The organism is Pseudomonas sp. B21-035, assembly GCF_024748945.1.
Lineage (GTDB): Bacteria > Pseudomonadota > Gammaproteobacteria > Pseudomonadales > Pseudomonadaceae > Aquipseudomonas.
Genome location: NZ_CP087179.1, coordinates 4179753 through 4203348, shown reverse-complemented (window position 1 = coordinate 4203348; position 23596 = coordinate 4179753). Strand labels below are relative to the sequence as shown.

22 protein-coding genes and 5 tRNA genes are annotated in these 23596 nt (G+C 62.7%); 21 read left to right on the top strand and 6 right to left on the bottom strand.

The features are described 5' to 3' along the window. Positions 1-17: 17 nt before the first annotated feature. On the top strand, positions 18-908 hold the full coding sequence (locus tag LOY22_RS19095) for an ATP-binding protein (protein ID WP_045195206.1): 891 nt from the start codon (positions 18-20) through the stop codon (positions 906-908). Continuing rightward, a complete protein-coding gene (locus LOY22_RS19090) occupies positions 905-1387 on the top strand; it encodes a GAF domain-containing protein (protein ID WP_093380555.1) in 483 nt (160 codons plus the stop codon). Before LOY22_RS19095 ends, LOY22_RS19090 begins: the two co-directional genes overlap by 4 nt. Before the next feature lie 103 nt (positions 1388-1490). Here the strand turns inward: LOY22_RS19090 and LOY22_RS19085 are convergent, their stop codons facing one another. Next, positions 1491-2258, bottom strand: a complete 768-nt coding sequence (locus LOY22_RS19085) for a hypothetical protein (RefSeq protein ID WP_045195204.1) — start codon at positions 2256-2258, stop codon at positions 1491-1493. Positions 2259-2593: 335 nt separating this feature from the next. On the opposite strand from LOY22_RS19085, the gene LOY22_RS19080 reads away from it, so the two are divergent. The 5 genes from LOY22_RS19080 to LOY22_RS19060 all read left to right on the top strand — a co-directional run bounded on the left by LOY22_RS19080 (position 2594) and on the right by LOY22_RS19060 (position 3174). Next, positions 2594-2669 (top strand) — tRNA-Glu (locus tag LOY22_RS19080). 2 nt (positions 2670-2671) lie between these two features. Further along, a tRNA-Gly gene (locus tag LOY22_RS19075) sits at positions 2672-2747 on the top strand. Between the two features lie 103 nt (positions 2748-2850). Continuing rightward, positions 2851-2926, top strand: a tRNA-Glu gene (locus LOY22_RS19070). Between the two features lie 5 nt (positions 2927-2931). Next, a tRNA-Gly gene (locus LOY22_RS19065) sits at positions 2932-3007 on the top strand. 91 nt (positions 3008-3098) lie between these two features. Then, positions 3099-3174: transfer RNA gene (locus tag LOY22_RS19060), tRNA-Gly, on the top strand. A gap of 103 nt (positions 3175-3277) precedes the next feature. On the opposite strand, the gene LOY22_RS19055 is transcribed toward LOY22_RS19060, so the two are convergent. Further along, the gene (locus tag LOY22_RS19055; protein WP_045195203.1) at positions 3278-3685 is read right to left on the bottom strand and encodes a PA2817 family protein; all 408 of its coding nucleotides are present in this window, start codon (positions 3683-3685) and stop codon (positions 3278-3280) included. Between the two features lie 68 nt (positions 3686-3753). Continuing rightward, positions 3754-6201: an acyl-CoA dehydrogenase gene (locus tag LOY22_RS19050; RefSeq protein WP_258594464.1), complete on the bottom strand. Its 2448-nt coding sequence runs from the start codon at positions 6199-6201 to the stop codon at positions 3754-3756. 183 nt (positions 6202-6384) lie between these two features. Between LOY22_RS19050 and LOY22_RS19045 the strand changes: the two genes are divergently transcribed. From LOY22_RS19045 to LOY22_RS19035, 3 genes are all read left to right on the top strand, one after another. Further along, positions 6385-7008: a glutathione S-transferase family protein gene (locus tag LOY22_RS19045; RefSeq protein ID WP_258594462.1), complete on the top strand. Its 624-nt coding sequence runs from the start codon at positions 6385-6387 to the stop codon at positions 7006-7008. A gap of 154 nt (positions 7009-7162) precedes the next feature. Then, positions 7163-8095: an ABC transporter ATP-binding protein gene (locus LOY22_RS19040; RefSeq protein WP_045195197.1), complete on the top strand. Its 933-nt coding sequence runs from the start codon at positions 7163-7165 to the stop codon at positions 8093-8095. Then, positions 8092-8871: an ABC transporter permease gene (locus tag LOY22_RS19035; protein ID WP_045195195.1), complete on the top strand. Its 780-nt coding sequence runs from the start codon at positions 8092-8094 to the stop codon at positions 8869-8871. Before LOY22_RS19040 ends, LOY22_RS19035 begins: the two co-directional genes overlap by 4 nt. On the opposite strand, the gene LOY22_RS19030 is transcribed toward LOY22_RS19035, so the two are convergent. After that, positions 8839-9381 (bottom strand): DUF2062 domain-containing protein, encoded by a 543-nt coding sequence (locus LOY22_RS19030; RefSeq protein WP_045195193.1) that lies wholly within the window; start codon positions 9379-9381, stop codon positions 8839-8841. The genes LOY22_RS19035 and LOY22_RS19030 overlap by 33 nt on opposite strands. 143 nt (positions 9382-9524) lie before the next feature. On the opposite strand from LOY22_RS19030, the gene LOY22_RS19025 reads away from it, so the two are divergent. The 8 genes from LOY22_RS19025 to murB all read left to right on the top strand — a co-directional run bounded on the left by LOY22_RS19025 (position 9525) and on the right by murB (position 16356). Continuing rightward, a complete protein-coding gene (locus LOY22_RS19025) occupies positions 9525-11747 on the top strand; it encodes a DNA internalization-related competence protein ComEC/Rec2 (protein WP_258594460.1) in 2223 nt (740 codons plus the stop codon). A gap of 70 nt (positions 11748-11817) precedes the next feature. After that, on the top strand, positions 11818-12453 hold the full coding sequence (locus tag LOY22_RS19020; protein WP_176794233.1) for a MotA/TolQ/ExbB proton channel family protein: 636 nt from the start codon (positions 11818-11820) through the stop codon (positions 12451-12453). Next, positions 12450-12881 (top strand): biopolymer transporter ExbD, encoded by a 432-nt coding sequence (locus tag LOY22_RS19015; protein ID WP_045195189.1) that lies wholly within the window; start codon positions 12450-12452, stop codon positions 12879-12881. Before LOY22_RS19020 ends, LOY22_RS19015 begins: the two co-directional genes overlap by 4 nt. After that, complete coding sequence (lpxK, locus tag LOY22_RS19010; protein ID WP_258594457.1) at positions 12881-13891, top strand: tetraacyldisaccharide 4'-kinase; 1011 nt, start codon at positions 12881-12883, stop codon at positions 13889-13891. Before LOY22_RS19015 ends, lpxK begins: the two co-directional genes overlap by 1 nt. Positions 13892-13929: 38 nt before the next feature. Then, the gene (locus LOY22_RS19005; RefSeq protein ID WP_038994143.1) at positions 13930-14115 is read left to right on the top strand and encodes a Trm112 family protein; all 186 of its coding nucleotides are present in this window, start codon (positions 13930-13932) and stop codon (positions 14113-14115) included. Next, complete coding sequence (gene kdsB / locus LOY22_RS19000) at positions 14112-14876, top strand: 3-deoxy-manno-octulosonate cytidylyltransferase (protein WP_093380567.1); 765 nt, start codon at positions 14112-14114, stop codon at positions 14874-14876. The genes LOY22_RS19005 and kdsB overlap by 4 nt, the downstream gene beginning before the upstream one ends. After that, the gene (locus tag LOY22_RS18995) at positions 14876-15340 is read left to right on the top strand and encodes a low molecular weight protein-tyrosine-phosphatase (protein ID WP_258594454.1); all 465 of its coding nucleotides are present in this window, start codon (positions 14876-14878) and stop codon (positions 15338-15340) included. The genes kdsB and LOY22_RS18995 overlap by 1 nt, the downstream gene beginning before the upstream one ends. Then, on the top strand, positions 15337-16356 hold the full coding sequence (gene murB, locus LOY22_RS18990) for a UDP-N-acetylmuramate dehydrogenase (protein ID WP_258594452.1): 1020 nt from the start codon (positions 15337-15339) through the stop codon (positions 16354-16356). The genes LOY22_RS18995 and murB overlap by 4 nt, the downstream gene beginning before the upstream one ends. A gap of 66 nt (positions 16357-16422) precedes the next feature. Here murB and rne read toward each other — a convergent pair whose 3' ends face one another. After that, positions 16423-19590 (bottom strand): ribonuclease E, encoded by a 3168-nt coding sequence (gene rne, locus LOY22_RS18985; protein ID WP_258594450.1) that lies wholly within the window; start codon positions 19588-19590, stop codon positions 16423-16425. 744 nt (positions 19591-20334) lie between these two features. On the opposite strand from rne, the gene rluC reads away from it, so the two are divergent. Genes rluC through LOY22_RS18970 form a run of 3 tightly spaced genes read left to right on the top strand, consistent with a single transcriptional unit; the run spans position 20335 to position 22958 of the window. Then, a complete protein-coding gene (rluC, locus tag LOY22_RS18980) occupies positions 20335-21291 on the top strand; it encodes a 23S rRNA pseudouridine(955/2504/2580) synthase RluC (protein WP_045195176.1) in 957 nt (318 codons plus the stop codon). Further along, positions 21281-21973 carry an HAD family hydrolase gene (locus LOY22_RS18975; protein ID WP_045195174.1) on the top strand — a complete coding sequence of 231 codons (693 nt, stop codon included), beginning with the start codon at positions 21281-21283 and terminating at the stop codon, positions 21971-21973. Before rluC ends, LOY22_RS18975 begins: the two co-directional genes overlap by 11 nt. Further along, entirely contained in the window at positions 21966-22958 is a 993-nt protein-coding gene (locus LOY22_RS18970) for a S49 family peptidase (RefSeq protein ID WP_195884749.1), read from the top strand. Before LOY22_RS18975 ends, LOY22_RS18970 begins: the two co-directional genes overlap by 8 nt. 52 nt (positions 22959-23010) lie before the next feature. Here the strand turns inward: LOY22_RS18970 and LOY22_RS18965 are convergent, their stop codons facing one another. Then, positions 23011-23589 carry a nucleoside triphosphate pyrophosphatase gene (locus LOY22_RS18965; RefSeq protein WP_258594447.1) on the bottom strand — a complete coding sequence of 193 codons (579 nt, stop codon included), beginning with the start codon at positions 23587-23589 and terminating at the stop codon, positions 23011-23013. Between the last annotated feature and the right edge of the window lie 7 nt (positions 23590-23596).

Sequence of the window (23596 nt, the reverse complement as noted above, 5' to 3'; positions counted from 1 at the left end):
TGTCTTGAGGAATTCTTGTGGACTCACGTTTGAATGCTTTTCTGGAGCGCGCCGAAACCGTACTTGCGCGCCTTGAGCCCCTGTTGCCGGCGCCACGCCCGAGCATCGACTGGTCGCAATGCCTGGCTGCGCGCTGGCAGCGCGATGGCCGTAGCGGCTACCTGCTGCCGCTGCAGGTCAGCCTCGACATGCGCCTGTCCGACCTGATCGGCGTCGATCAGCAGCGCGAGCAACTGGGGCGCAACACCCGCCAGTTTCTCGATGGCATGCCGGCCAACCACGCATTGCTGTGGGGCTCGCGCGGTACCGGCAAGTCGTCGCTGGTGCGCGCACTGCTGGCCGAGCATGCCGAAGCCGGCCTGCGCCTGATCGAAATCGAGCGCGATCACCTGGCCGACCTGCCGCGGGTGGTCGAGCAACTGCAGAAACTGCCGCAACGCTTCGTGTTGTTTTGCGATGACCTCTCGTTCGAAGCCGGGGAGGGCGACTACCGGGTGCTCAAGAGCGTACTCGATGGCTCGCTCGAACAGGCGCCGGATAACGTGCTGCTGTATGCCACCTCGAACCGCCGCCACCTGGTGCCGGAAAAACAGAGCGACAACGAAAACTGGAAGATGGTTGACGGCGAGCTGCATCCCAACGAAGCGGTGGAGGACAAAATTGCCCTGTCTGACCGCTTCGGCCTGTGGCTGTCGTTCTACCCCTTCACCCAGGAGCATTTCCTCAACGTGGTCGAGCACTGGATCACCCAGCTGGCGCAGAGCGCTGGCCTGGCCTGGCGCCGCGACGAGGAACTGGACATTCTCGCCGTGCGCTGGGCAACCGGTCGCGGCAACCGTAACGGCCGTTGTGCCTACCAGTTCGCCCGTTATTGGGTGGGACTGAAACTGTTGGAGCAAAAATCATGATCGACCTCAACGCTACCGGCGCCGGCCTCGAAGGCTACGGTCTGCTGGCGGCACAACTGGAAGCCCTGCTGGCCGATGAGCGTGACTTCATCGCCAACGCCGCGCAGTTTTCGGCGTTTCTCTACAGTCAGGTCGAAGACCTGAACTGGGCCGGCTTCTACCTCAACCGCAACGAGCAACTGCTGTTGGGGCCATTCCAGGGGCAGGTGGCCTGCGTGCGCATCCCGTTCGGGCGTGGTGTATGCGGCGCGGCTGCGGCCAGCCGGGAAACCCAGCGGGTGGAAGATGTGCACGCGTTTCCCGGGCACATTGCCTGCGACAGTGCATCGAACAGCGAGCTGGTGATTCCGCTGGTAAAGGATGGCCGGTTGATTGGCGTGCTGGACCTCGACAGCCCTAAGCTTGCACGTTTCAGTGAAGTGGATCAGGCGGGGCTGGAGCGTTTGGCGGGGATTTTCCTGCGACTGACCGATTGCTGACGAGCGCTTTGCACTCGATCGCTGGCAAGGCCAGCTCTCACAGGTCTTGTATGTAGCGAACCTTGTGGGAGCCGGCCTTGCCGGCGATTGGGTCAATTAGAACTCAGTCGTAGATGACCTTTTTCTTCCAGTCTTCGGTGGTATCGGTCTTCAGGCCTTCGGTCAGGGCGTTGGTTTCGTCCTCGGCCGGTTCCAGCTGGCTCAACACCTGGGCATTGGCGCGGGCCAGCAGCTTCTCCATGTATTCCAGTTGTTCGCGGTAAATCACCGGGTCAGGCTGCTTGCGCAGGTATTGCACGCCACGCTCGAAGGCCAGGCGCGCGTGCCCGGGCTGGTTCTGTTGCAGCGCCTGCTGGCCGAGGTTGTTGAAGAACTCGATGTGCAGCAGCACCAGGATGTGGCGAATTTCCTTGACCCAGTACTTGGCCTCGTTGGTCGGCAGGAAGCCTTCCTGGGCGGCGCGGGTGATCTGGTTGTGCATGCCTTCCAGCAAAAAACGCACATCCTTGGCCCGGGCTTCGGTCTGGATCGGCATCGGCGGGTTGTTCACCGGCAGTGCTTCACCTTTGGCAATCAGCCCTTCGAGTTCGGCGATCCGTGCGCGAATATCGCGGCTGTGCTTGTCCAGGGCCAACTGGCGCTGGTTGAGGTTGAGTTCCAGGCGGGTCAACAGCAACTTGAGGGCCGGGGTCATCAACTGGCCAGGAAAGGTTTCGGTGATTTCGCCACAACGGCGCAAACGTTCGGCCAGCTCGATCTTCAGCCGGGCACGCTCGAGCTTGTTGTTCTCGACCACGTTGTTCAGGTAGCCGATCACGATCAATAACGCGATCCCCGCTACTATAAGCAGGGTGATCAGAAGTGGTGTCACCGTTAACGCCTCATACAGGATGATTTACTGTTTGAGTGTAGTGGCTAAGCTTTTAGCCGGATAGAGCTGTTTGGCGGTTGCCCGGGGGCGATTGATGGCCTTTTGCTGGTAGATCGCCGTGGCTGCTGGGCCGAAGGCGGGTAGGGCGTCAGAAAATAATCGTCAAGCCTCAGGCGCGCGTTGCCCTGGCGCAAGGCTGCAAAGCGCCGGGAAGTCATTGATTTAAATAAATTTATACAGAGGGGTTGACGGCTTATCAAAGCATCCCTAGAATGCGCGCCACTTGCAGCGTAAAGCACACAGCGGAACGCGGCAGGGAGTGAATGTTGTAGCGTGTCCCCTTCGTCTAGTGGCCTAGGACACCGCCCTTTCACGGCGGTAACAGGGGTTCGAGTCCCCTAGGGGACGCCAATGCGGGAATAGCTCAGTTGGTAGAGCACGACCTTGCCAAGGTCGGGGTCGCGAGTTCGAGTCTCGTTTCCCGCTCCAGTTTACAAAGGCTTTGCTTAACGGCAGGGCTTGTAAAAACCCAGCGTCAGATCTTTATGGTTTGAGTTGGTAACTGAAGCATGCATTGCATGTTTCGGGCGTCGTCCCCTTCGTCTAGTGGCCTAGGACACCGCCCTTTCACGGCGGTAACAGGGGTTCGAGTCCCCTAGGGGACGCCATTTTTGCGGGAATAGCTCAGTTGGTAGAGCACGACCTTGCCAAGGTCGGGGTCGCGAGTTCGAGTCTCGTTTCCCGCTCCAAATATGGTGCTCCAGCGTTTGATAACGCTGTAGTGATGGAACAAGGGCGTCAGTGCTTGTTCTTGCCGGTCCGGCCGGTCGCTACAAATTTGCGGGAATAGCTCAGTTGGTAGAGCACGACCTTGCCAAGGTCGGGGTCGCGAGTTCGAGTCTCGTTTCCCGCTCCAAATAAAGAAACGCCGTTCGTTTGAACGGCGTTTTTTTTCGTCTCGATTTTATCCGCTGTCTGCGTGCGGCAGGGCTGTTGTCAGCCCTGCGCAGCTTCATCGCTTAATGCTTGCTGTCGTCGTCCGACATGCTCAGCAGCTGTTTTTCCTGGTTCCAGTCGAAGGGTTCATCATTCTGCTCGGCCTCGAAGCGGCGCTCTTCCAGTTCCTGGTACATGTCCAGTTCGTTCTCCGGCATGAAGTGCAGGCAGTCGCCGCCAAAGAACCACAGCAGGTCGCGCGGTACCAGGTGCGCGACCTGTGGATAACGCTGGATGACCTGGCACATCAGGTCCTGGCCAAGATAGGTGCTTTCCGGGTCGACGGGCAGTTGCAGCATCAGATCGTCGAAGCGCTCCAGAAACAACGCGTGGCTTTCTTCCGGCACCTGCTCGGCTTCGCCCAGGGCAACCAGGATGGTGCGCAGGTGGGTGAGCAGGGCGAGATGGTATTCCAGGCGATCGGTAGCCATGCAGGCAGTCCTCTTGAGCAAAAACGGGCGCGGGAGTATACGGCTCCCGGCGCCCGATGTCCCGGCCCTTAGCGAATCTTGCCGTCGGCCGGTAGCAGTTGCTCCTTGTCGAAGGCATCGACATCGATCACCCGCCGGCGGGCCGACTCAGCGGTATGCAGGCTTTGCGCCTCACTGGCTTGCAGCACGCCAGCGTGCAGCGCCGCGTCGATAATCGACTCGCCTGGCGCAGGGTCAACCTGGCCACTCTTGACGGCCTGGTGCAGTTTTTTACGCAGCGGCGCGCCGGCGCTGAGTAAATCGCAGGCCTGTTGCAGGGCGGCAACCGGATCGCCGTCCGTTTGCGGCCGATAACAACCGGCAAGCAGCTCCTCCAGCGCCGGGTCACCCTTGGCGCGGCCGATCAGTTCGGCAATCTCCGCGTCCAGTTCGTCGCTTGGCCCGGTATGCCGGCGGCCGAAGGGGAACACCACCAGGCGCAGGGCGCAACCGAGCAAGCGGTTGGGGAAGTTGTCGAGCAAGCGGTCCAGGGCTTTTTCGGCTTGGCCAAGGCTCTCCTCCAGGGCCCAACGCAGCAGCGGTTGCAGGTACTCGGGCGAATTCAGGTCGTGGTAACGCTTGAGCGCCGCCGAGCTGAGGTACAAATGACTGAGCACATCGCCCAGGCGCGCCGACAAACGCTCGCGACGCTTGAGCTCGCCGCCCAGGAGCATCATGCACAGGTCGGCGAGCAAGGCGAACGCCGCCGCCTGGCGATTGAGGGCGCGGAAGTAACCTTGGCTTAACGCGTCGCCCGGGACTTTCTCGAAATGGCCCAGGCCCAGGCCGAGCACCAGGGTACTGGCGGCGTTACCGACGGCAAAACCAATATGCTGCATCAGCAGGTGATCGAACTCCTTGAGCGCCTGGTCGTGGTCTTCGCGACCGGCCAGGGCCATTTCCTTGAGTACGAACGGATGGCAGCGAATCGCCCCCTGGCCGAAGATCATCAGGTTGCGCGAGAGGATGTTGGCGCCCTCGACGGTGATGAAGATCGGCGCGCCTTGCCAGTTGCGTCCCAGGTAGTTGTTCGGGCCCATGATGATGCCCTTGCCGCCGTGCACGTCCATGGCGTGCTGGATGCATTCGCGCCCGCGCTCGGTGAGGTGGTACTTGAGAATCGCCGACAGCACCGAGGGTTTTTCGCCCAGGTCCACGGCCTTGGCGGTGAGCAGTCGCGCACTGTCCATCAGGAAGGCGTTGCCGCCAATGCGCGCGAGGGATTCCTGGATACCTTCGAAGGCCGCCAGCGGCACGTTGAACTGCTCACGGATCTGCGCGTACTGGCCGGTCACCAGGCTGGTGTACTTGGCTGCACCAGTGCCCACGGCTGGCAAGGAAATCGAGCGGCCCACCGACAGGCAGTTCATCAGCATCATCCAGCCCTTGCCGAGCATGTCCTGGCCGCCGATGAGAAACTCCAGCGGCACGAACACATCCTTGCCGCTGTTGGGGCCGTTCATGAACGCCGCGCCCAGGGGCAGGTGACGCTTGCCGATTTCGACGCCGGGGGTGTCGGTGGGAATCAGCGCGAGACTAATGCCCAGTTCTTCTTTATCGCCCAGCAGGTGTTCGGGGTCGTAGGCCTTGAAGGCAAGGCCAAGCAGGGTCGCGACCGGTCCGAGGGTGATGTAGCGCTTTTCCCAATTCAGGCGCAGGCCGATGACTTCCTCGCCTTGCCACTGGCCTTTGCAGATGATCCCGGTGTCGGGCATGGCGCCAGCATCGGAGCCGGCCAGCGGACCGGTGAGGGCGAAGCAGGGGATTTCGTCGCCGCGGGCCAGGCGCGGCAGGTAGTGATTGCGCTGCTCGTCGGTGCCGTAGTGCAGCAGCAGTTCGGCCGGGCCGAGGGAGTTGGGCACCATCACGGTGGAAGCAAGGTCGCCGCTGCGGGTCGCCAGCTTCATTGCCACCTGCGAGTGGGCGTAGGCCGAAAAGCCCTTGCCGCCGTACTCCTTGGGAATGATCAGGGCGAAGAAGCCGTGGCTCTTGATGTGCTCCCAGGCCGCGGGGGGCAAATCCAGGTCCTGGCCAATTTGCCAGTCGCTGACCATGGCGCAGAGTTCTTCGGTGGGGCCGTCGATAAAGGCTTGTTCTTCTTCAGTGAGTTCGGCCTTGGAGTAGCCGAGCAGGGTGTTCCAGTCCGGTCGGCCGCTGAACAGCTCGCCGTCCCACCACACGGTGCCGGCGTCGATGGCTTCGCGTTCGGTCTGCGACATTGGCGGCAAGGTGCGCTGGAACCAGCCAAACAGGGGCGCGGTGAGCACTTTGCGGCGCAGGTCGGGGAGCAGCAGGGGCGCGGCGACGGCGGCCAGCAGCAGCCAGAAAATCGTCAGCAGCCAGCCTGGGGCGTGGCTGAAAATGCCCATCGCCAGCAGGTACAGGGCAACGATGCCCAACGCCGGCAAGGCGGCGATGCGACGGTGGGCCAGGTAAGCCACGCCGATCACCAGGACCACTAACCACAACAGCAACATAGGAATTCCTCCGTGAAACATCGGGGCATTTCGCCATCCATCGAAGCTTAGACCGCATCGGCTAAACGGCTTGTCTGAACAGTGACAGGACATGACCTCAGGAGTTCGCCTGCACGCCAAACGATTGCCAGCGCGAGCGCCTGGAGTAGACTGGGCGACCAGCCAAATCATCAGGGAAACGACATGCTCAAGATCTGGGGCAGGAAGAATTCGTCGAATGTCAGGAAAGCACTGTGGTGCGCCGCAGAGCTTGGTCTTGAGTATGAGTCGATCGATGCCGGTGGCGCCTTCGGCCTGGTCAACGAGCCGCAGTACCGGGCGCTGAACCCCAACGGCCTGGTGCCGATGATCGAGGACGACGGCCTGGTGCTGTGGGAGTCCAATGCCATTGTGCGCTACCTGTCGGCGCAGTACGGCTGCGAGTCGGGCTGGTATGAGCAGGACGCACGCAAGCGTGCCGAGGCCGACAAGTGGATGGACTGGGTTACTTCCTCCCTGGCCACGCCGTTCCGGCCGTTGTTCTGGGGCATCCTGCGCACGCCTGCCGATCAGCAGGACTGGGTGGCAATCAATGCCGCACACAAGACCTGCGCGCAGTTGCTGTCGATTGCCGACCAGGCCCTGGCGCACCAGCCGTATTTGTCTGGCGACAAGCTGGGCATGGGCGATATCCCCCTGGGCTGCTTTGCCTACGCCTGGTTCGAGATGCCCATCGGGCGCCCCGAGATGCGCCACCTGCGCGCCTGGTATGAGCGCCTGCAAGAGCGTCCGGCCTATCAGGCGGCGGTGATGACGGCGCTGACCTGATTGACGGTTACCGGGAAAGTGCGGTCAAGCTGATAGTTAATATCGATACACATGACTGTACTTGTCTGGTCTGTACAAGCACCATGCTCCTATTCACTGCGGCTGGCCTCGCCCGGCCGCGTCTAGAACTTTCCACACTGGTACGCGACCCGCTATGAGTTCTGCTCTGTCCATAAGGCAGCTAACCAAAACCTACGGCAACGGTTTCCAGGCCCTCAAGGGCATTGACCTGGATGTCGCCGAAGGTGACTTCTTCGCCTTGCTCGGCCCCAACGGCGCCGGCAAATCCACCACCATCGGCATCCTCTCGACCCTGGTCAACAAGACCAGCGGCAGCGTCAACATCTTTGGTCACGACCTCGATCGCCAGCCCGCCGCGCTCAAGCGCTGCATCGGCGTGGTGCCGCAGGAGTTCAACTTCAACCAGTTTGAAAAGACCTTCGACATTGTCGTCACCCAGGCCGGTTACTACGGTATCCCGGCCAAGGTCGCCAAGGAGCGGGCCGAGCAGTACCTGACCCAGTTGGGCCTGTGGGACAAGCGCGATGTGCCGTCGCGCTCGCTGTCGGGCGGCATGAAACGCCGCCTGATGATCGCCCGCGCGCTGATCCACGAGCCGCGCCTGCTGATCCTCGACGAGCCGACCGCGGGTGTGGATATCGAGCTGCGCCGGTCGATGTGGAGCTTTTTGACCGAGCTCAACCAGAAAGGCATCACCATCATCCTCACCACCCATTACCTGGAAGAGGCTGAGCAGTTGTGCCGTCACATCGGCATCATCGACCACGGCACCATCGTCGAGAACACCAGCATGCGCGCCTTGCTGAGCAAGCTGCATGTCGAGACCTTCCTGCTCGACCTCAAGCAGGACCTGCCCCAGGCGCCAAACCTGGTCGGCTATCCGTGCCGCTTGATCACCCCGCACACCCTGGAAGTGCAAGTTGACAAGGAAGTGGGCATTACTGCGCTGTTCGGCCAGCTGGCGCTGCAGAACATCGAGGTGCAGAGCCTGCGCAACAAGACCAATCGTCTCGAGGAGCTGTTCGTGTCCCTGGTTGAGAAAAACCTGGCAAAGGTGGCGGTATGAGTTCGGAACTGAGCGCCAACCTGGTCGCCCTCAATACCATCGTCTACCGCGAAGTACGCCGTTTTACCCGGATCTGGCCGCAGACCCTGCTGCCCCCGGCGATCACCATGGTTTTGTACTTCGTGATTTTCGGTAACCTGATCGGCCGGCAGATCGGCGACATGGGCGGCTTCACCTACATGGAGTACATCGTCCCGGGGCTGATCATGATGTCGGTGATCACCAACTCCTACGGCAACGTGGTCTCGAGCTTCTTCGGCAGCAAGTTCCAGCGTTCGATCGAGGAACTGATGGTGTCGCCGGTGTCGCCGCATACCATCCTCGTCGGCTACACCCTGGGCGGCGTGTTGCGCGGCCTGGCGGTAGGGGTGATCGTCACCTTGCTGTCGCTGTTCTTCACCGACCTGCAGGTTCATCACCTGGGCGTGACCATTGTCGTGGTGCTACTGACGGCGACAATCTTCTCGCTGCTGGGCTTCATCAACGCCGTGTTCGCCCGCAACTTCGATGACATCTCGATCATCCCGACCTTCGTGTTGACGCCGCTGACCTACCTGGGCGGGGTGTTCTACTCGATTACCCTGTTGCCGCCGTTCTGGCAGACCGTGTCGATGGCCAACCCGGTATTGCACATGGTCAACTCGTTCCGCTACGGCATTCTCGGCGTGTCGGACATCCGCATCGGCGTCGCCATCAGCTTCATGCTGGTCGCCACGGCAGTGCTGTATATCGGCTGCGCGCGGTTACTGGTCAGTGGGCGAGGAATGCGCACCTGATTGTTTGACCTTGCGCCGGCGCCACTGCCTGCCGACCCACCAGCGCCAGTAGAGCATGGTCAGGCAGTAGGCGAGGGCGCCGAGCAGCACGCCACACACCACTGAGCCGAGCAGGAACGGCTGCCACAGGGTCGACAGCTGGTCGGTGATCCACTCGAAGGTCAGTTCTTCAGGCAGGGTGCGTGGTGGGATCTGCATCAGCCAGGCGCCCATCTGGTAGGTGCAGAAGAACACCGGCGGCATGGTGATCGGGTTGGTCAGCCACACCAGGCTGACCGCGATCGGCATGTTGCCGCGGACCATGATCGCCAGGCTTGCGGCCAGCAGCATTTGCATCGGAATCGGAATGAAAGCGGCGAACAGGCCGACAGCCATGGCGCGCGCAACCGAATGCCGGTTGAGGTGCCAGAGGTTGGGGTCGTGCAACAGCCGGCCGAGAAAGCGTAAGGATTTGTGTTCCCTGATGCTGGTCGGATCGGGCATGTAGCGTTTGAAGAGACGACGCGGCATGTGGGGTCTCGGCAATCTGAAGGGTGCCAGTATGCACGGATTCTAAAAGTGCCTTATTCAGACTTTGTGACAATTATTTAGCGAGCGGTTGCCGTCACTGATCTAAGCCTCAGGGGGTGGTTTACTTCTGGAGCTTCACGCTTATGCGCACAGGGATGTTGGCGCTTGCACTCGGGCTGCTCAGCCTCGGGTTCCTGCCGGCTTTGCCGCCCGTCTGGATACTTGTCCTGCTGGCAATTGCCGGGCTTTGCTGCCTGCCTACGCGGCTGTGGCCCGCCGGGCTGTTTCTGCTGGGCTTGAGCTGGGCCTGCGTCTCGGCGCAATGGGCGTTGGATGAGCGCCTGGCTGTGCAGTTCGATGGGCGAACCCTGTGGATAGAAGGCCGGGTTACTGGCTTGCCGGAGCAGGGCGCGCGCTCGGTGAGGTTCGAGTTGAGCGATGCCGAGTCGCGCCGGGGGCAATTGCCAAGGCGCATGCAGCTCAGCTGGTTTGGCGGCCCGGCGGTCAATAGCGGTGAGTACTGGCGTTTGGCAGTCAGCCTCAAGCGCCCCGCAGGCTTGCTCAATCCTCACGGCCCGGACCAGGAGGCCAGTTTGTTGGCCCGGCGCATCGGCGCCACCGGCAGCGTCAAGGCCGGCGAGCGGCTGCTGCCGGCAACGGCGGCCTGGCGGGATGATCTGCGCCAGCGCTTGCTCAGCGTTGATGCCCAGGGCCGGGAGGCGGCGCTGGTGGCCTTGATACTCGGCGATGGCGGCGCTTTGGCGCGCCAGGACTGGCAAGCGCTGCAGGCCACCGGCACGGTGCACTTGCTGGTGATTTCCGGCCAGCATATTGGCCTGTTGGCCGGGCTGGTATACACCTTGATTGCCGGGCTGGCGCGCCTGGGCTGGTGGCCGCAACGGCTACCCTGGCTGCCTTGGGCCTGTGCGCTGGCCTTTGCCGCAGCACTGGCCTATGGCTTGCTGGCCGGGTTTCAGGTGCCGGTGCAGCGCGCCTGCATGATGCTGGCCATGGTGCTGCTCTGGCGCCTGCGCTTTCGTCACCTGGGTGTCGGGCTGCCGTTGTTGCTGGCGCTCGATGCAGTGCTGCTGTGGGAACCATTGGCCAGCTTGCAGCCGGGCTTCTGGCTGTCGTTCATGGCCGTGGCCATTCTGATCTTCACCTTCAGCGGTCGCCTTGGCGCCTGGAACCCCTGGCTGGCCTGGAGTCGCGCCCAGTGGTTGATCGCCATCGGCTTGTTGCCGGTGCTGCTGGCGCAAGGTTTGCCGGTGAGCCTGACGGCGCCGCTGATCAATCTGCTGGCAGTGCCGTGGATCAGCCTTGCGGTGTTGCCAATGGCGTTGCTCGGCACTGTGTTGCTGCCGGTGCCGGTTCTGGGGGAAGGCTTGCTGTGGCTTGCCGGCGGCCTGCTCGACGGTTTGTTTCGCTTGCTGGCGCATGTGGCGGTTTGGCAACCGGCCTGGATGCCAGAACCATTGCCGTTCTGGGCCTGGTTGCTGGTATGCCTGGGGGCATTGCTGGTGTTGTTGCCGCGTGGCATACCGATGCGGGTGCTGGGCTGGCCATTGTTGCTGTTGGCGGTGTTTGCGCCCCGGGAGCGCGTTCCGCAGGGGCAGGTAGAGGTCTGGCAGCTGGATGTCGGCCAGGGGCTGGCCTTTGTGCTGCGCACCCGGCACCACGCCATGTTGTATGACGCCGGCCCGGCCATGGGCGATCTCGATCTGGGCGAGCGGGTAGTGCTTCCCAGCTTGCGCAAGCTGGGGGTAAGCAAGCTCGACCTGATGTTGCTCAGCCACGCCGACGCCGATCACGCCGGGGGCGCCCGCGCCGTGCAGCGCGGGTTGCCGGTGCTGCGGGTGCAGGCTGGTGAGGCTGCGGCCTTGCCTGAAGTGCTGCAAGCGCAGCCGTGCAGCAGCGGCGAACGCTGGCAGTGGGACGGGGTGAATTTTTCACTGTGGCAGTGGCAGGATGCTGGCGACAGCAACCAGGATTCCTGTGTGCTGCTGGTCGAGGCAAACGGCGAAAAACTGCTGCTCACCGGCGATCTCGATGCCCGTGGCGAACGGGCCTGGGCGCGGGGCTGGCAGGCGACCACGGTCGACTGGCTGCAATCGCCCCATCACGGCAGTCGCAGCTCCTCCAGCGAGGCCTTGTTAAAGGCTACTACCCCGCGCGGCGTGCTGATTTCGCGCGGGCGCTACAACGCCTTCGGGCATCCGCACCCGGAGGTCATGGCGCGCTATCGGACGCATGGTATCCAGGCCTATGACAATGTCGACCACGGTGCCTTGCGCCTGCGCCTGGGTGTGTTCGGCGAGCCTGAGGGGTTGCGTGCCCAGCGGCGTTTCTGGCGTGAACCGAGATGACGACCTTCGGCAGATGAGCCCCCTGGGGTCCTATGGTAAAGTGGCGGACTTTTTCGAGGGGATGCTTACTGTGTGGGAATTGGTCAAGTCCGGTGGCTGGATGATGCTGCCGATCATTCTGAGTTCCATCGCTGCCATGGCGATCGTCGCCGAGCGTCTCTGGACCTTGCGCGCCAGCCGGGTCACGCCACCGCACCTGCTGGGCCAGGTGTGGATGTGGATCAAGGACAAACAGCTCACCAGTGACAAGCTCAAGGCCCTGCGCGCCGATTCGCCGCTGGGCGAGATCCTTGCCGCAGGCCTGGCCAACTCGCGCCATGGCCGCGAAATCATGAAGGAATGCATCGAAGAGGCCGCAGCGCGTGTCATTCACGAGCTGGAGCGCTACATCAACGCCTTGGGCACCATCGCCGCCATGGCGCCGCTGCTGGGCTTGCTCGGCACCGTGCTGGGCATGATCGACATCTTCAGCGCCTTCATGGGTACCGGCATGACCACCAATGCCGCAGTGCTCGCCGGCGGTATCTCCAAGGCACTGATCACCACCGCGGCCGGCCTGATGGTCGGTATTCCGTCGGTGTTCTTCCATCGTTTCCTGCAGCGTCGTATCGACGAGCTGGTGGTCGGTATGGAGCAGGAAGCGATCAAGCTGGTCGAAGTGGTGCAGGGCGACCGTGATGTCGACCTGGCCGAGGGCAAGGCGTGAAATTCCGGCGCAAGCCACGGGAGACCGTGGACATCAACCTGGCCTCGCTGATCGACGTGGTGTTCATCCTGCTGCTGTTTTTCGTGGTCACCACCACCTTCACTCGCGAAACCCAGTTGCGTGTCGAGCTGCCGGAGTCGGTCAGCGGCGCGCCGGCACCGGATTCGGAGCTCAAGCAACTGGACATCACCATCAGCGCCGACGGCGTCTATTCGGTGAACAACCACCTGTTGCCCAAGAGCGACCTGGCGACCCTCATTGAAGCCCTGCAGCAGGAATCCGCAGGGGACACCAAACTGCCGTTGTCGATCAGCGCCGACGGCAAGACCCCGCACCAGGCGGTGGTGACTGCCATGGATGCGGCCGGCAAGCTCGGTTTCAGCCAGTTGCGCATGACCACGGTCGAGGCGGCTCAGGGGACGCCCTGATGGCCTTTGCCGATCGTCTGCTCGATGCCTGGTACGCCGGGCATCCGGCCCTGGCGCTGCTGCGTCCGCTCGAAGCCCTCTATCGTCGCGTGGTGCTGGGCAAGCGCGCGCGCTTTCTCAGTGGCGAGAGCCCCAGCTACCGCGCGCCGGTGCCGGTCATCGTGGTGGGCAACATCACCGTCGGCGGCACCGGCAAGACACCGATGATCCTCTGGTTGATCGAGCATTGCCGCCAGCAGGGCCTGCGTGTCGGCGTGGTCAGCCGTGGCTATGGCGCCAGGCCGCCACAGTTGCCGTGGCGCGTGCGTGCCGAGCAAAGCGCGGCTGAGGCGGGTGATGAACCTTTGCTGATCGTCCAGCGCAGCGGCGTGCCGCTGATGATCGACCCGGACCGTTCGCGTGCGGTTCAGGCATTGCTGGCCAGCGAGCCGCTGGACCTGATCCTGTGTGACGACGGCATGCAACATTACCGCCTGGCCCGCGACCTGGAGCTGGTACTGATTGATGCCGCCCGTGGCCTGGGTAACCGCCGCTGCCTGCCGGCCGGCCCCCTGCGCGAGCCGGTGGAACGCCTGCAGGACGTCGACGCAGTGCTTTACAACGGCGCCACGACCGACCGCGAAGACGGTTTTGCCTTTGCACTGCAACCTACTGCACTGGTCAACCTGCGCAGTGGCGAGCGCCGTGGCCTCGACTTCTTTGAGCCAGGCCAGGCCGTGCACGCGGTGGCTGGCATTGGCAACCCGCAACGTTTCTTCAATACCTTGCAGGGGCTAAACTGGCGACCTGTGCTACACCCTTTTGCCGATCATGCCCAGTACAGCGCCCAGGCCCTGAGCTTCAGCCCTGCGCTGCCCCTGGTCATGACCGAGAAGGACGCGGTCAAATGCCGCGCCTTCGCTGCCGACGACTGGTGGTACCTTGCGGTCGATGCTGTGCCTTCGCCGGCCTTCAAGGCCTGGTTCGACACACAGCTTGCACGCTTGCTGCCCGGGTCGCGGCCCTCCTGATTCGTTTCTTTTTCCGGCCACTGGCCTGAGGAATTTCCATGGACACTAAACTGCTCGATATCCTTGCCTGCCCGATCTGCAAGGGCCCGCTCAAGCTCAGCGCCGACAAGACCGAGCTGATCAGCAAGGGCGCGGGTCTGGCCTATCCGATCCGCGACGGTATCCCGGTGATGCTCGAAAGCGAAGCCCGTACGCTGACCGATGACGAGCGTCTGGACAAATGAGCCTGGCCTTTACCGTTGTGATTCCGGCGCGGCTGCGCTCCACGCGCTTGCCCGGCAAGCCGTTGCTGCCGATTGCCGGCAAGCCGATGATCCAGCACGTCTGGGAACAGGCTCGCAAAAGCAGCGCCAACCGTGTGGTAATCGCCACCGACGACGCGGATATCTTCAAGGCCTGCGAGGCCTTTGGCGCTGAAGTGCTGATGACCCGCGAAGACCATGACTCCGGTACCGACCGCCTGGCTGAAGTCGCCGCCAAGCTGGGCCTGGCTGCCGATGCCATTGTGGTCAATGTGCAGGGTGACGAGCCGCTGATTCCGCCGGTGATCATCGATCAGGTGGCGGCCAACCTGGCGGCCCATCCGGAGGCCGGCATCGCCACCCTGGCCGAGCCGATCAGTGACGTCGAAGCGCTGTTCAATCCCAATGCGGTCAAGGTGGTCAGCGATTGCAATGGCCTGGCCCTGACGTTCAGCCGCGCACCGTTGCCCTGGGCGCGGGATGCCTTTGCCCAGAACCGTGAGCAGATGCCGCAAGGCGTGCCGTACCGTCGCCACATCGGCATGTACGCCTATCGCGCCGGCTTCCTGCAGGACTTCGTCGCCTGGGGCCCGTGCTGGCTGGAGAAGGCCGAATCGCTGGAGCAGCTGCGGGCGCTCTGGCATGGCGTGCGTATTCACGTTGCCGATGCCATCGATGCGCCGCCCGTGGGCGTCGATACCCCTGAAGACCTGGAGCGTGTACGGCGCTTGCTGGAGGCCTGATGCGGGTTTTGTTCGTGTGCCTGGGCAATATCTGCCGCTCGCCTACCGCCGAAGGTGTGCTGCGTCAGCAATTGCGCGCCGAAGGCCTGGCCGAACTGGTCGAAGTGGCGTCGGCTGGCACTGGCGACTGGCATGTCGGCAAGCAGCCTGATGCGCGCACCTGCCGCACCGCGCGCATTCGTGGCTATGACTTGTCGCAGCAGCGTGCGCAACAAATCAAGGCCGTGCATTTTGCTGAATACGACCTGATCCTGGCCATGGACAAGAGCAATCTTGGCCATCTGCAGGGCATGCGCCCGGCCACGGCCAAAGCCGAGCTGGACCTGTTCCTGCGCCGCTATGACGGCGCGCTGGATGAGGTGCCGGATCCTTACTACGGCGCCGAGGAGGATTTCGAACAGGTCCTCGACCTGATCGAAATCGCCTGCAGCCGTTTGGTCACCGAACTCAAGGGTCGTCTATGAGCGGGCAGTGGCAGCAACAAGTTTCGCTCAAGCCGTTTAACACCTTCGGTATCGACGTTAAGGCCCAGTTTTTCACTGAAGCCCACAACGACGAAGAGGCTCGTCAGGCCTTGGCCCAGGCGGCTGATCAGGGATTACCGGTGCTGGTGGTGGGAGGCGGTAGCAACTTGTTGCTGACTGCCGATATCCAGGCGCTGGTGCTGCGCATGGCCAGCCGTGGCCTGCGCATCTTGTCTGACGATGGTGAGCGGGTGGTGGTCGAGGCCGAAGCTGGCGAACCCTGGCACCCGTTTGTGCAATGGAGTCTGGCCCAAGGCCTGGCCGGGCTTGAGAACCTCAGCCTGATTCCGGGCACGGTCGGCGCCGCGCCGATGCAGAACATTGGCGCCTATGGCGTCGAGATCAAGGACGTGTTCGCCGGGCTCACCGCACTGGATCGCCAGACGGGCAAGCTGCGCGACTTCAGTCTGGAAGAGTGCGCCTTCGCCTACCGCGACAGCCTGTTCAAGCGCAATCCTGGGCGCTGGTTGATCCTGCGGGTGCGCTTTGCCTTGAGCCGGCTCATGCATGCCCACCTGGACTACGGTCCGGTGCGCCAGCGCCTGAACGAGCAAGGCATCAGCCAGCCGACGGCGCAAAATGTCAGTGATGCGATTTGCAGCATCCGCCGGGAAAAACTGCCTGACCCGGTCGAGCTGGGCAATGCCGGAAGTTTCTTCAAGAACCCGGTGGTGGCAGCTGTGCTGGCCGACAAGATCCGTTTGCAGTATCCGGGGCTGGTGGCTTATCCACAGGCTGATGGCCAGTTCAAGCTGGCTGCCGGCTGGCTGATCGAACAGGCGGGCTGGAAGGGCCATCGCGAAGGCGATGCCGGGGTGCACCGATTGCAGTCGCTGGTGCTGGTCAACTATGGCCAGGCCACCGGTGTGCAGTTGCATCAGTTGGCGCAGAAGATCCAGGCCGATATCCTCGAGCGTTTCGGGGTTGAGCTGGAGATGGAGCCAAACCTTTATTAACCGCTCCCAACGGCAATAAAAAAGCCCCGCCAGTTACCTGGCGGGGCTTTTTTTCAGCCTGGAAGATCAGACGAGCGGTTTGTGCTCTTCTTTCTCTTCAACCACTTCTTCAGCCGGTGCAGCAGGCGCCTCTTCAGCGACTACAGCAGCGCTGGCTTCGGCGGCGGCCACTGCAGCAGCGGCTGCGGCAGCTTCGGCTTCACGCTTGCGACGGCGTACTTCACGTGGGTCGTTCGGTGCGCGACCGTTGCTGGTCAGAGCACTGGCAGGAGCTTCAATCGCTGGCTCTTCAACCGCTGCAGGCTCGGCAACTACTGGCGCAGGCGCTTCGACCACCTCAGCAACGACTACCGGCTCGGCCACTACAGGTGCCTGGACTTCAGGCGCTGGCTCGACCGCAGCAACCGGCTCGACCACTTCAGCCGGGGCAGCAACAGGGGCTTCGATAACCGGCGCGCTGCTGGTTTCTACGGCTTCTGCTGCTTCGACCGGGGCAGTGAAGGGCTGTTCGACAACCGGCGCGGCAGCGACTTCAGCGACCTGGGCAGCTTCTACCACTTCGGTTGTTTCAGTTGCTTGAACCACTTCGGCGACTTCAGCCGCTTCAACTACTGGCTGAGTTGCTTCGACGACGGTTTCGCTGGCAGCGACTTCAACAACCGCCTGCTCTTCGACAGTAGCAGTGGCGCGTTCAGCCTGCTGGTTGGCTTGGGCTTCGGCAGCGGCGCTGATGTTGCTGGTGGCAACAGCGGCGGTCACGGCCAGGCCTGCGGCCAGTTCAGCACCCAGTTCGCTGGCTTGAGGCTGCTCGTCGCTGCCGTCTTCCGAACCTTCTACCAGGTTACCGTTGGCATCGCGTTGACGCTCACGACGGTTGCTGCGACGACGCTGGCCACGGGAGCGGCGGCGGGGGCGTTCGCCTTCGGTACCTTCCTGGTTGTCATCCTGCAGCAGCTCTTCGTTCGGCAGTTGCTCTTCAGCAGCGTCGGCAGCCTGTTCGGCCGGGCGCGGCTGGCGTTCTTCACGCGGTGGGCGCGGAGCGCGCTCTTCGCGTGGGGCACGCTCTTCACGCGGTGCACGTTCTTCGCGCGGTGCGCGCTCTTCACGTGGGGCGCGTTCTTCGCGTGGAGCACGTTCTTCACGAGGCTGGCGCTCTTCACGTGGGGCGCGCTCAGGGCGTTCTTCACGGACCGCCGGGGTAGCAGCGTCCAGCGGCTCGCGCAGTTCGCGGACCGGACGCTCTTCACGGGAGCGGCGCTCTTCACGTGGGGCGCGAGCTTGACGCTCTTCGCGCGGCTGGCGTGGTGCACGTTCTTCGCGGGCCGGTGCTTCTTCGCGGGCTTCGCGAGGCTGACGCTCTTCACGCGGGGCGCGCTCGGCACGCTCTTCACGCGGCTTGCGGTCTTCGTCGCGACGTCCGTTGCGGTTGCGGCTCTGCTGGCGACCGTTGCGGCGCTCTTCGTTGCGCTGCGGGCGTTCGGTGGCGGGCTTCTCGGCAACCACAGGGGCGGCGGCAGGCTCGTCCTTGCCGGCGAACAGGCTGACCAGCGACTTCACCAGGCCTTTGAACAGGCTTGGCTCAGGAGCGTGGACTGGAGCAGCCACTGGCGCGGCAGCTTCGGCAGGTACTGGAGCATTGGCGCGGGCCGGAGCGGTCTTGACCGCAGCTTCCTGGCGCACCAGGGTGCGGGTAGCGGCAGTCGGCTGGACTTCTTCGGTCTCGGCGGCGGCGATTTCGTAGCTGGACTGGCTGCTCAGGGCTTCCGGGCTGTCGTCGCGCAGGCGCTGGACTTCGAAATGCGGGGTTTCCAGGTGGTCGTTCGGCAGGATGACGATACGCGCCCGGGTGCGCAGCTCGATCTTGGTGATCGAATTGCGTTTCTCGTTGAGCAGGAAGGCGGCAACCGGAATCGGCACTTGCGCGCGGACTTCGGCGGTGCGGTCTTTCAGGGCTTCTTCTTCGATCAGGCGCAGGATGGCCAGCGACAGCGATTCGACGTCACGGATGATGCCGGTGCCGCTGCAGCGTGGGCAGACGATGCCGCTGCTTTCGCCCAGCGAAGGACGCAGGCGCTGACGGGACATTTCCAGCAGGCCGAAGCGCGAGATGCGCCCAACCTGTACGCGGGCACGGTCGGCTTCCAGGCATTCGCGGACTTTTTCTTCCACGGCGCGCTGGTTCTTGGCCGGGGTCATGTCGATGAAGTCGATCACGATCAGGCCGCCGATATCACGCAGGCGCAGCTGGCGGGCGATTTCCTCAGCCGCTTCCAGGTTGGTCTGCAGGGCGGTTTCCTCGATGTCGCTGCCTTTGGTGGCGCGCGCCGAGTTGATGTCGATGGAGACCAGGGCCTCGGTCGGGTCGATAACGATCGAGCCGCCGGACGGCAGGTCGACGACGCGCTGGAAGGCGGTCTCGATCTGGCTTTCGATCTGGAAGCGGTTGAACAGCGGCACGCTGTCTTCATACAGCTTGATCTTGCTGGCGTACTGCGGCATGACCTGGCGGATGAAGGTCAGGGCTTCTTCCTGGGCGTCGATGCTGTCGATCAGTACTTCGCCGATGTCCTGACGCAGGTAGTCACGGATGGCGCGGATGATGACGTTGCTTTCCTGGTAGATCAGGAATGGCGCGGCGCGGTCCTGGGAAGCTTCCTTGATCGCGGTCCACAGCTGCAGCAGGTAGTCGAGGTCCCACTGCATTTCTTCGCTGCTGCGGCCAAGGCCGGCAGTGCGCACGATCAGGCCCATGTCGGCAGGGGCGACCAGGCCGTTGAGGGCTTCGCGCAGTTCGTTGCGCTCTTCGCCTTCGATACGACGGGAGATGCCGCCGGCACGCGGGTTGTTCGGCATCAGCACCAGGTAGCGACCGGCCAGGCTGATGAAGGTGGTCAGGGCGGCGCCCTTGTTGCCGCGCTCTTCTTTCTCGACCTGGACGATGACTTCCTGGCCTTCGCTGAGCACTTCCTTGATGTTCACCCTGCCTTCTGGCGACTTCTTGAAGTATTCGCGGGAGATTTCCTTCAGCGGCAGGAAGCCGTGACGCTCGGAGCCGAAGTCGACGAAAGCGGCTTCCAGGCTAGGTTCGATCCGGGTGATCCGGCCTTTGTAGATGTTGGCCTTTTTCTGCTCACGCGCGCCGGACTCGATGTCCAGGTCGTAGAGACGTTGGCCGTCCACCAGAGCTACACGCAACTCTTCGGGTTGAGTCGCGTTAATCAGCATTCTTTTCATGTAATACCGTCGGTTTCCGGGCTGCCGGAAACGGCGTTCGGCACACACGACTTCTCACGGTCGGTGTCAGGTGCGCAAGGGGTGGCGGGCCACCCCCGTGTCCAGCAACTTTCGAGTCCGACTGGTCACCCAGTACTGCCGAAGTCGCGACGACGCGTCCTGCTTGCTGTGGTGTCAAATGCACTCAGTCAGGAGGAGGAATCAGCCTTCGGCCGTGGACGCCCGTGGGGCATCTTGATCAAGACCGGGTCCGGTCGCCTGGCCAATAGGCCGGTGGACTGGACGCAGTACTACACGGTCCGACGGTTGTGCATCTCCACCCTACACGTATCCCTGATAATTCGGGTGCTGCCGCGCGCTGAATCCGCAACGGGTTGCATTTTCGCCAGCTCCATACGGGAGCCCGCGCCTTTTATGTCCAAGGCTGGTATTTCCGAAGCCGTCGCCATGACTGCGTGAAATTGACGGCACTGACAGAGTGGCAGCGAAAAAAACGTGGGGGAGGGTGAAATACCGCTCTTGTAGTTTTTTATCGGTCTTCTCTGCACGGCGCTGGTGGCGATTCCAGGCATTTCTGTAAACTGGCGAAAGCCCCGTCGGACGGCCTCGCGTCCTCGAGAATTGCGTCGGTCAGGGCCGGCTGAAAGCCGTGAGTCCGCTGGCCAGCCGCTTTTGGCGGCGTTCGCGACTATAGCAGCAATCATTAAGTGCTTCAAATCCATAAAAAATTGTTATGATTGGCAAATGACGACTACTGCCCCTCCGACCTCCGGCGTCCAGCTGATCGAGGTCGCGCCGGAACTTGCCGGCCAACGAATCGATAATTTCCTCGTAACGAAGCTCAAGGGTGTTCCCAAGACCTTGATTTACCGCATTTTGCGTAAAGGCGAAGTGCGCGTGAACAAGGGCCGGATCAAGCCCGAGTACAAGCTGCAGGCGGGCGACATCGTGCGCGTGCCGCCCGTTCGTCTGCCCGAGCGCGACGAGCCGGTACCGGTGGCTCAGGGCTTGCTTCAGCGCCTTGAGGCGGCGATTGTCTATGAAGACAAGGCCCTGATTGTGCTCAACAAGCCGGCCGGCATCGCCGTACACGGTGGCAGCGGCCTGAATTTCGGCGTGATCGAAGCCTTTCGTCAGATGCGCCCGGACGCCAAGGAGCTGGAGCTGGTCCATCGCCTGGACCGCGACACCTCGGGCCTGTTGATGATTGCCAAGAAACGCAGCATGTTGCGCCATTTGCACGCTGCCCTTCGCGGCGACGGTGTCGACAAGCGCTACATGGCCCTGGTCCGCGGTCATTGGGCCACCGCCAAGAAGCAGGTCAATGCGCCGTTGCTCAAGAGCAACCTGCGCTCCGGCGAGCGCATGGTCGAGGTCAATGACGAAGGCAAGGAAGCGCTGACGATCTTCCGCGTGCTGCGCCGTTTTGGCGAATTTGCCACCATTGTCGAGGCGCGGCCGATCACCGGTCGTACCCACCAGATCCGCGTACATGCCCTGCATGCCGGGCATTGCATTGCTGGCGACAGCAAGTATGGCGATGAAGATTTCACCCGTGAGATCCGTGATCTGGGTGGCAAGCGCCTGTTCCTGCATGCCTACGCCCTGACCGTGCCGCTGCCCGATGGTGGCGAGCTCAAGCTCGAAGCGCCGGTAGACGAAATGTGGGCCAAGACCGTGGAGCGCCTGGGTGCAGCGTAATTACGACCTGCTGATCTTCGACTGGGACGGTACCCTCGCCGACTCCATTGGCCGTATCGTCGAGGCCATGCACCTGGCCGCCGGTCGCGCCGGCTATGCCATCTGCGCGGATGACGCGGTCAAAGGTATCATTGGCCTGGCGTTGCCCGAGGCCATCAGCGTGTTGTATCCGCAGCTGGATGCCGAGCAGATCGTGCAGTTTCGCCAGCACTATGCCGACGTCTACATGGCCCTGGATGACCAGCCTTCGCCGCTGTTCGAGGGCGTGGTCGAGTCGCTGGAGGCCTTTCGGGCCGAGGGCTATCGCCTGGCGGTGGCGACCGGCAAGGCCCGGCGCGGGCTTGATCGGGTGTTACGCGCCAATGGTTGGGAAGATTACTTCGATATCACCCGTGCAGCCGACGAAAGCCGCGGCAAGCCGCACCCGCAGATGCTTGAGGAGATTCTTGCCCATTGCCAGGTCGAACCGCAGCGTGCATTGATGGTCGGAGATTCTTCCTTCGACCTGTTGATGGCCAGCAATGCCGGCATGCATTCGGTGGCGGTGGGTTACGGCGCCATGTCGCTTGAGGCCTTGAGTGCCTTCGGGCCACAGGTGTGTATCGATCATTTTTCACAGTTGCAGGCCTGGCTTCGCTGCACGCCTGCAGCAGTACATTCCAGGGTAGGTGAGCATGGCTGACGAGTGGAAGGCGCCCAGCGCCGAAAGTAACGACAGCAACGAAGAGCAGAAGAGCTGGAAGCTGCTGGAGAAAACCCTCCTGGCCGGTGTTCAGGAGCAGCGTCGGGCGCGGCGCTGGGGGATCTTTTTCAAGCTGCTGACCTTTGTTTACCTGTTCGGCATTTTTGCCCTGTTCACGCCTTTGATGAACATGGACAAGGCGGCCTCGCGCAGCGTCAGCCATACCGCGCTGGTCGAGGTGCGCGGCATGATCGCCGACCAGGAGCCGGCCAGTGCCGACAATATCGTCAGCGGCCTGCGCGAAGCGTTCAAGGACCCGAAAACCAAGGCGGTGATCCTGCGTATCAACAGCCCGGGCGGCAGTCCGGTGCAGTCAGGTTACATCTACGATGAAATCCGCCGCCTGCGTGCCGAATACCCGACGATCAAGCTGTATGCGGTGATCAGCGATCTCGGCGCTTCCGGCGCTTACTATATCGCCAGTGCCGCTGATCAGATCTACGCCGACAAGGCCAGCCTGGTGGGCTCCATCGGTGTAACGGCGGCCGGTTACGGTTTTGTCGGCACCATGGAAAAGCTCGGCGTCGAGCGTCGTACCTATACCGCGGGTGAGCACAAGGCCTTCCTTGATCCGTTCCAGCCGCAAAAGCCTGAAGAGACGGCGTTCTGGCAGGGCGTGCTGGAAACCACCCACAAGCAGTTCATTGCCAGTGTCAAGCAGGGTCGTGGCGAGCGCCTCAAGGACAAGGAGCACCCTGAGCTGTTCAGTGGTCTGATCTGGTCGGGCGAGCAAGCCCTCTCCCTGGGCCTGGTGGATGGCCTGGGCAGCGCCGGTTACGTGGCGCGCGAGGTGGTAGGGGAGAAGGAGCTGGTTGACTTTACCGTCGAGGAGTCGCCGTTCGATCGCTTCTCCAAGCGCCTGGGGGCCAGTGTGGCCGAGCACCTGGCGATGTGGATGGGCTTTCAGGGGCCATCGCTGCGTTGATTGCCTGGTGCATTGAAAAAGCCGACCTTCGAGGTCGGCTTTTTTGTGCGCGTCAGGGCAGGCTGACGCCTTCGGCCAGCAGCATGTCTACCAGGCGGATCAGTGGCAGGCCGATCAGGCTGGTGGCATCCACGCCGTGGGTGCTCTGGAACAGGCTGACGCCCAGGCCTTCGGCCTTGAAGCTGCCGGCGCAGTCGTAGGGCTGTTCGGCGCGCAGGTAGCGCTCAATGCGTGGCAGGTCCAGTTCGCGCATGTTTACCGTGAACGGCACGCAGTCGACCTGGCAGTGGCCGGTGGCGCTGTTGAGCAGCGCCAGGCCGGTGAGAAAGGTCACATGGTTGCCGCTGGCTGCCAGCAGTTGCTCGCAGGCGCGCTCGAAAGTGTGCGGCTTGCCGAGGATCTGCTCGCCGAGCACCGCGACCTGGTCGGAGCCGATGATCAGTTGCCCGGGATGGCTGCCGGCCAGGGCCTGGGCTTTCTCCCGGGCCAGGCGCTTGACCAGCTCAAGGGCGGGCTCTTCGTCCAGCCGATGTTCGTCGATATCCGGCGAGGCCCAGCTGAATGGCAGGCGCAGGCGTTCGAGCATTTCGCGCCGATAGGGTGAGCTGGAAGCCAGTAATAAAGGCAGCATGATAGAC

Bases quoted from the DNA above. Each gene is read 5' to 3' on its own strand.
- LOY22_RS19090 (WP_093380555.1), top strand. From the start codon at position 905: ATGATCGACCTCAACGCTACCGGCGCCGGCCTCGAAGGCTACGGTCTG.
- LOY22_RS19055 (WP_045195203.1), bottom strand. From the start codon at position 3,685: ATGGCTACCGATCGCCTGGAATACCATCTCGCCCTGCTCACCCACCTG.
- LOY22_RS19050 (WP_258594464.1), bottom strand. From the start codon at position 6,201: ATGTTGCTGTTGTGGTTAGTGGTCCTGGTGATCGGCGTGGCTTACCTG.
- LOY22_RS19045 (WP_258594462.1), top strand. From the start codon at position 6,385: ATGCTCAAGATCTGGGGCAGGAAGAATTCGTCGAATGTCAGGAAAGCA.
- LOY22_RS19040 (WP_045195197.1), top strand. From the start codon at position 7,163: ATGAGTTCTGCTCTGTCCATAAGGCAGCTAACCAAAACCTACGGCAAC.
- LOY22_RS19035 (WP_045195195.1), top strand. From the start codon at position 8,092: ATGAGTTCGGAACTGAGCGCCAACCTGGTCGCCCTCAATACCATCGTC.
- LOY22_RS19030 (WP_045195193.1), bottom strand. From the start codon at position 9,381: ATGCCGCGTCGTCTCTTCAAACGCTACATGCCCGATCCGACCAGCATC.
- LOY22_RS19025 (WP_258594460.1), top strand. From the start codon at position 9,525: ATGCGCACAGGGATGTTGGCGCTTGCACTCGGGCTGCTCAGCCTCGGG.
- lpxK (WP_258594457.1), top strand. From the start codon at position 12,881: ATGGCCTTTGCCGATCGTCTGCTCGATGCCTGGTACGCCGGGCATCCG.
- LOY22_RS19005 (WP_038994143.1), top strand. From the start codon at position 13,930: ATGGACACTAAACTGCTCGATATCCTTGCCTGCCCGATCTGCAAGGGC.
- kdsB (WP_093380567.1), top strand. From the start codon at position 14,112: ATGAGCCTGGCCTTTACCGTTGTGATTCCGGCGCGGCTGCGCTCCACG.
- LOY22_RS18995 (WP_258594454.1), top strand. From the start codon at position 14,876: ATGCGGGTTTTGTTCGTGTGCCTGGGCAATATCTGCCGCTCGCCTACC.
- murB (WP_258594452.1), top strand. From the start codon at position 15,337: ATGAGCGGGCAGTGGCAGCAACAAGTTTCGCTCAAGCCGTTTAACACC.
- rne (WP_258594450.1), bottom strand. From the start codon at position 19,590: ATGAAAAGAATGCTGATTAACGCGACTCAACCCGAAGAGTTGCGTGTA.
- rluC (WP_045195176.1), top strand. From the start codon at position 20,335: ATGACGACTACTGCCCCTCCGACCTCCGGCGTCCAGCTGATCGAGGTC.
- LOY22_RS18970 (WP_195884749.1), top strand. From the start codon at position 21,966: ATGGCTGACGAGTGGAAGGCGCCCAGCGCCGAAAGTAACGACAGCAAC.
- LOY22_RS18965 (WP_258594447.1), bottom strand. From the start codon at position 23,589: ATGCTGCCTTTATTACTGGCTTCCAGCTCACCCTATCGGCGCGAAATG.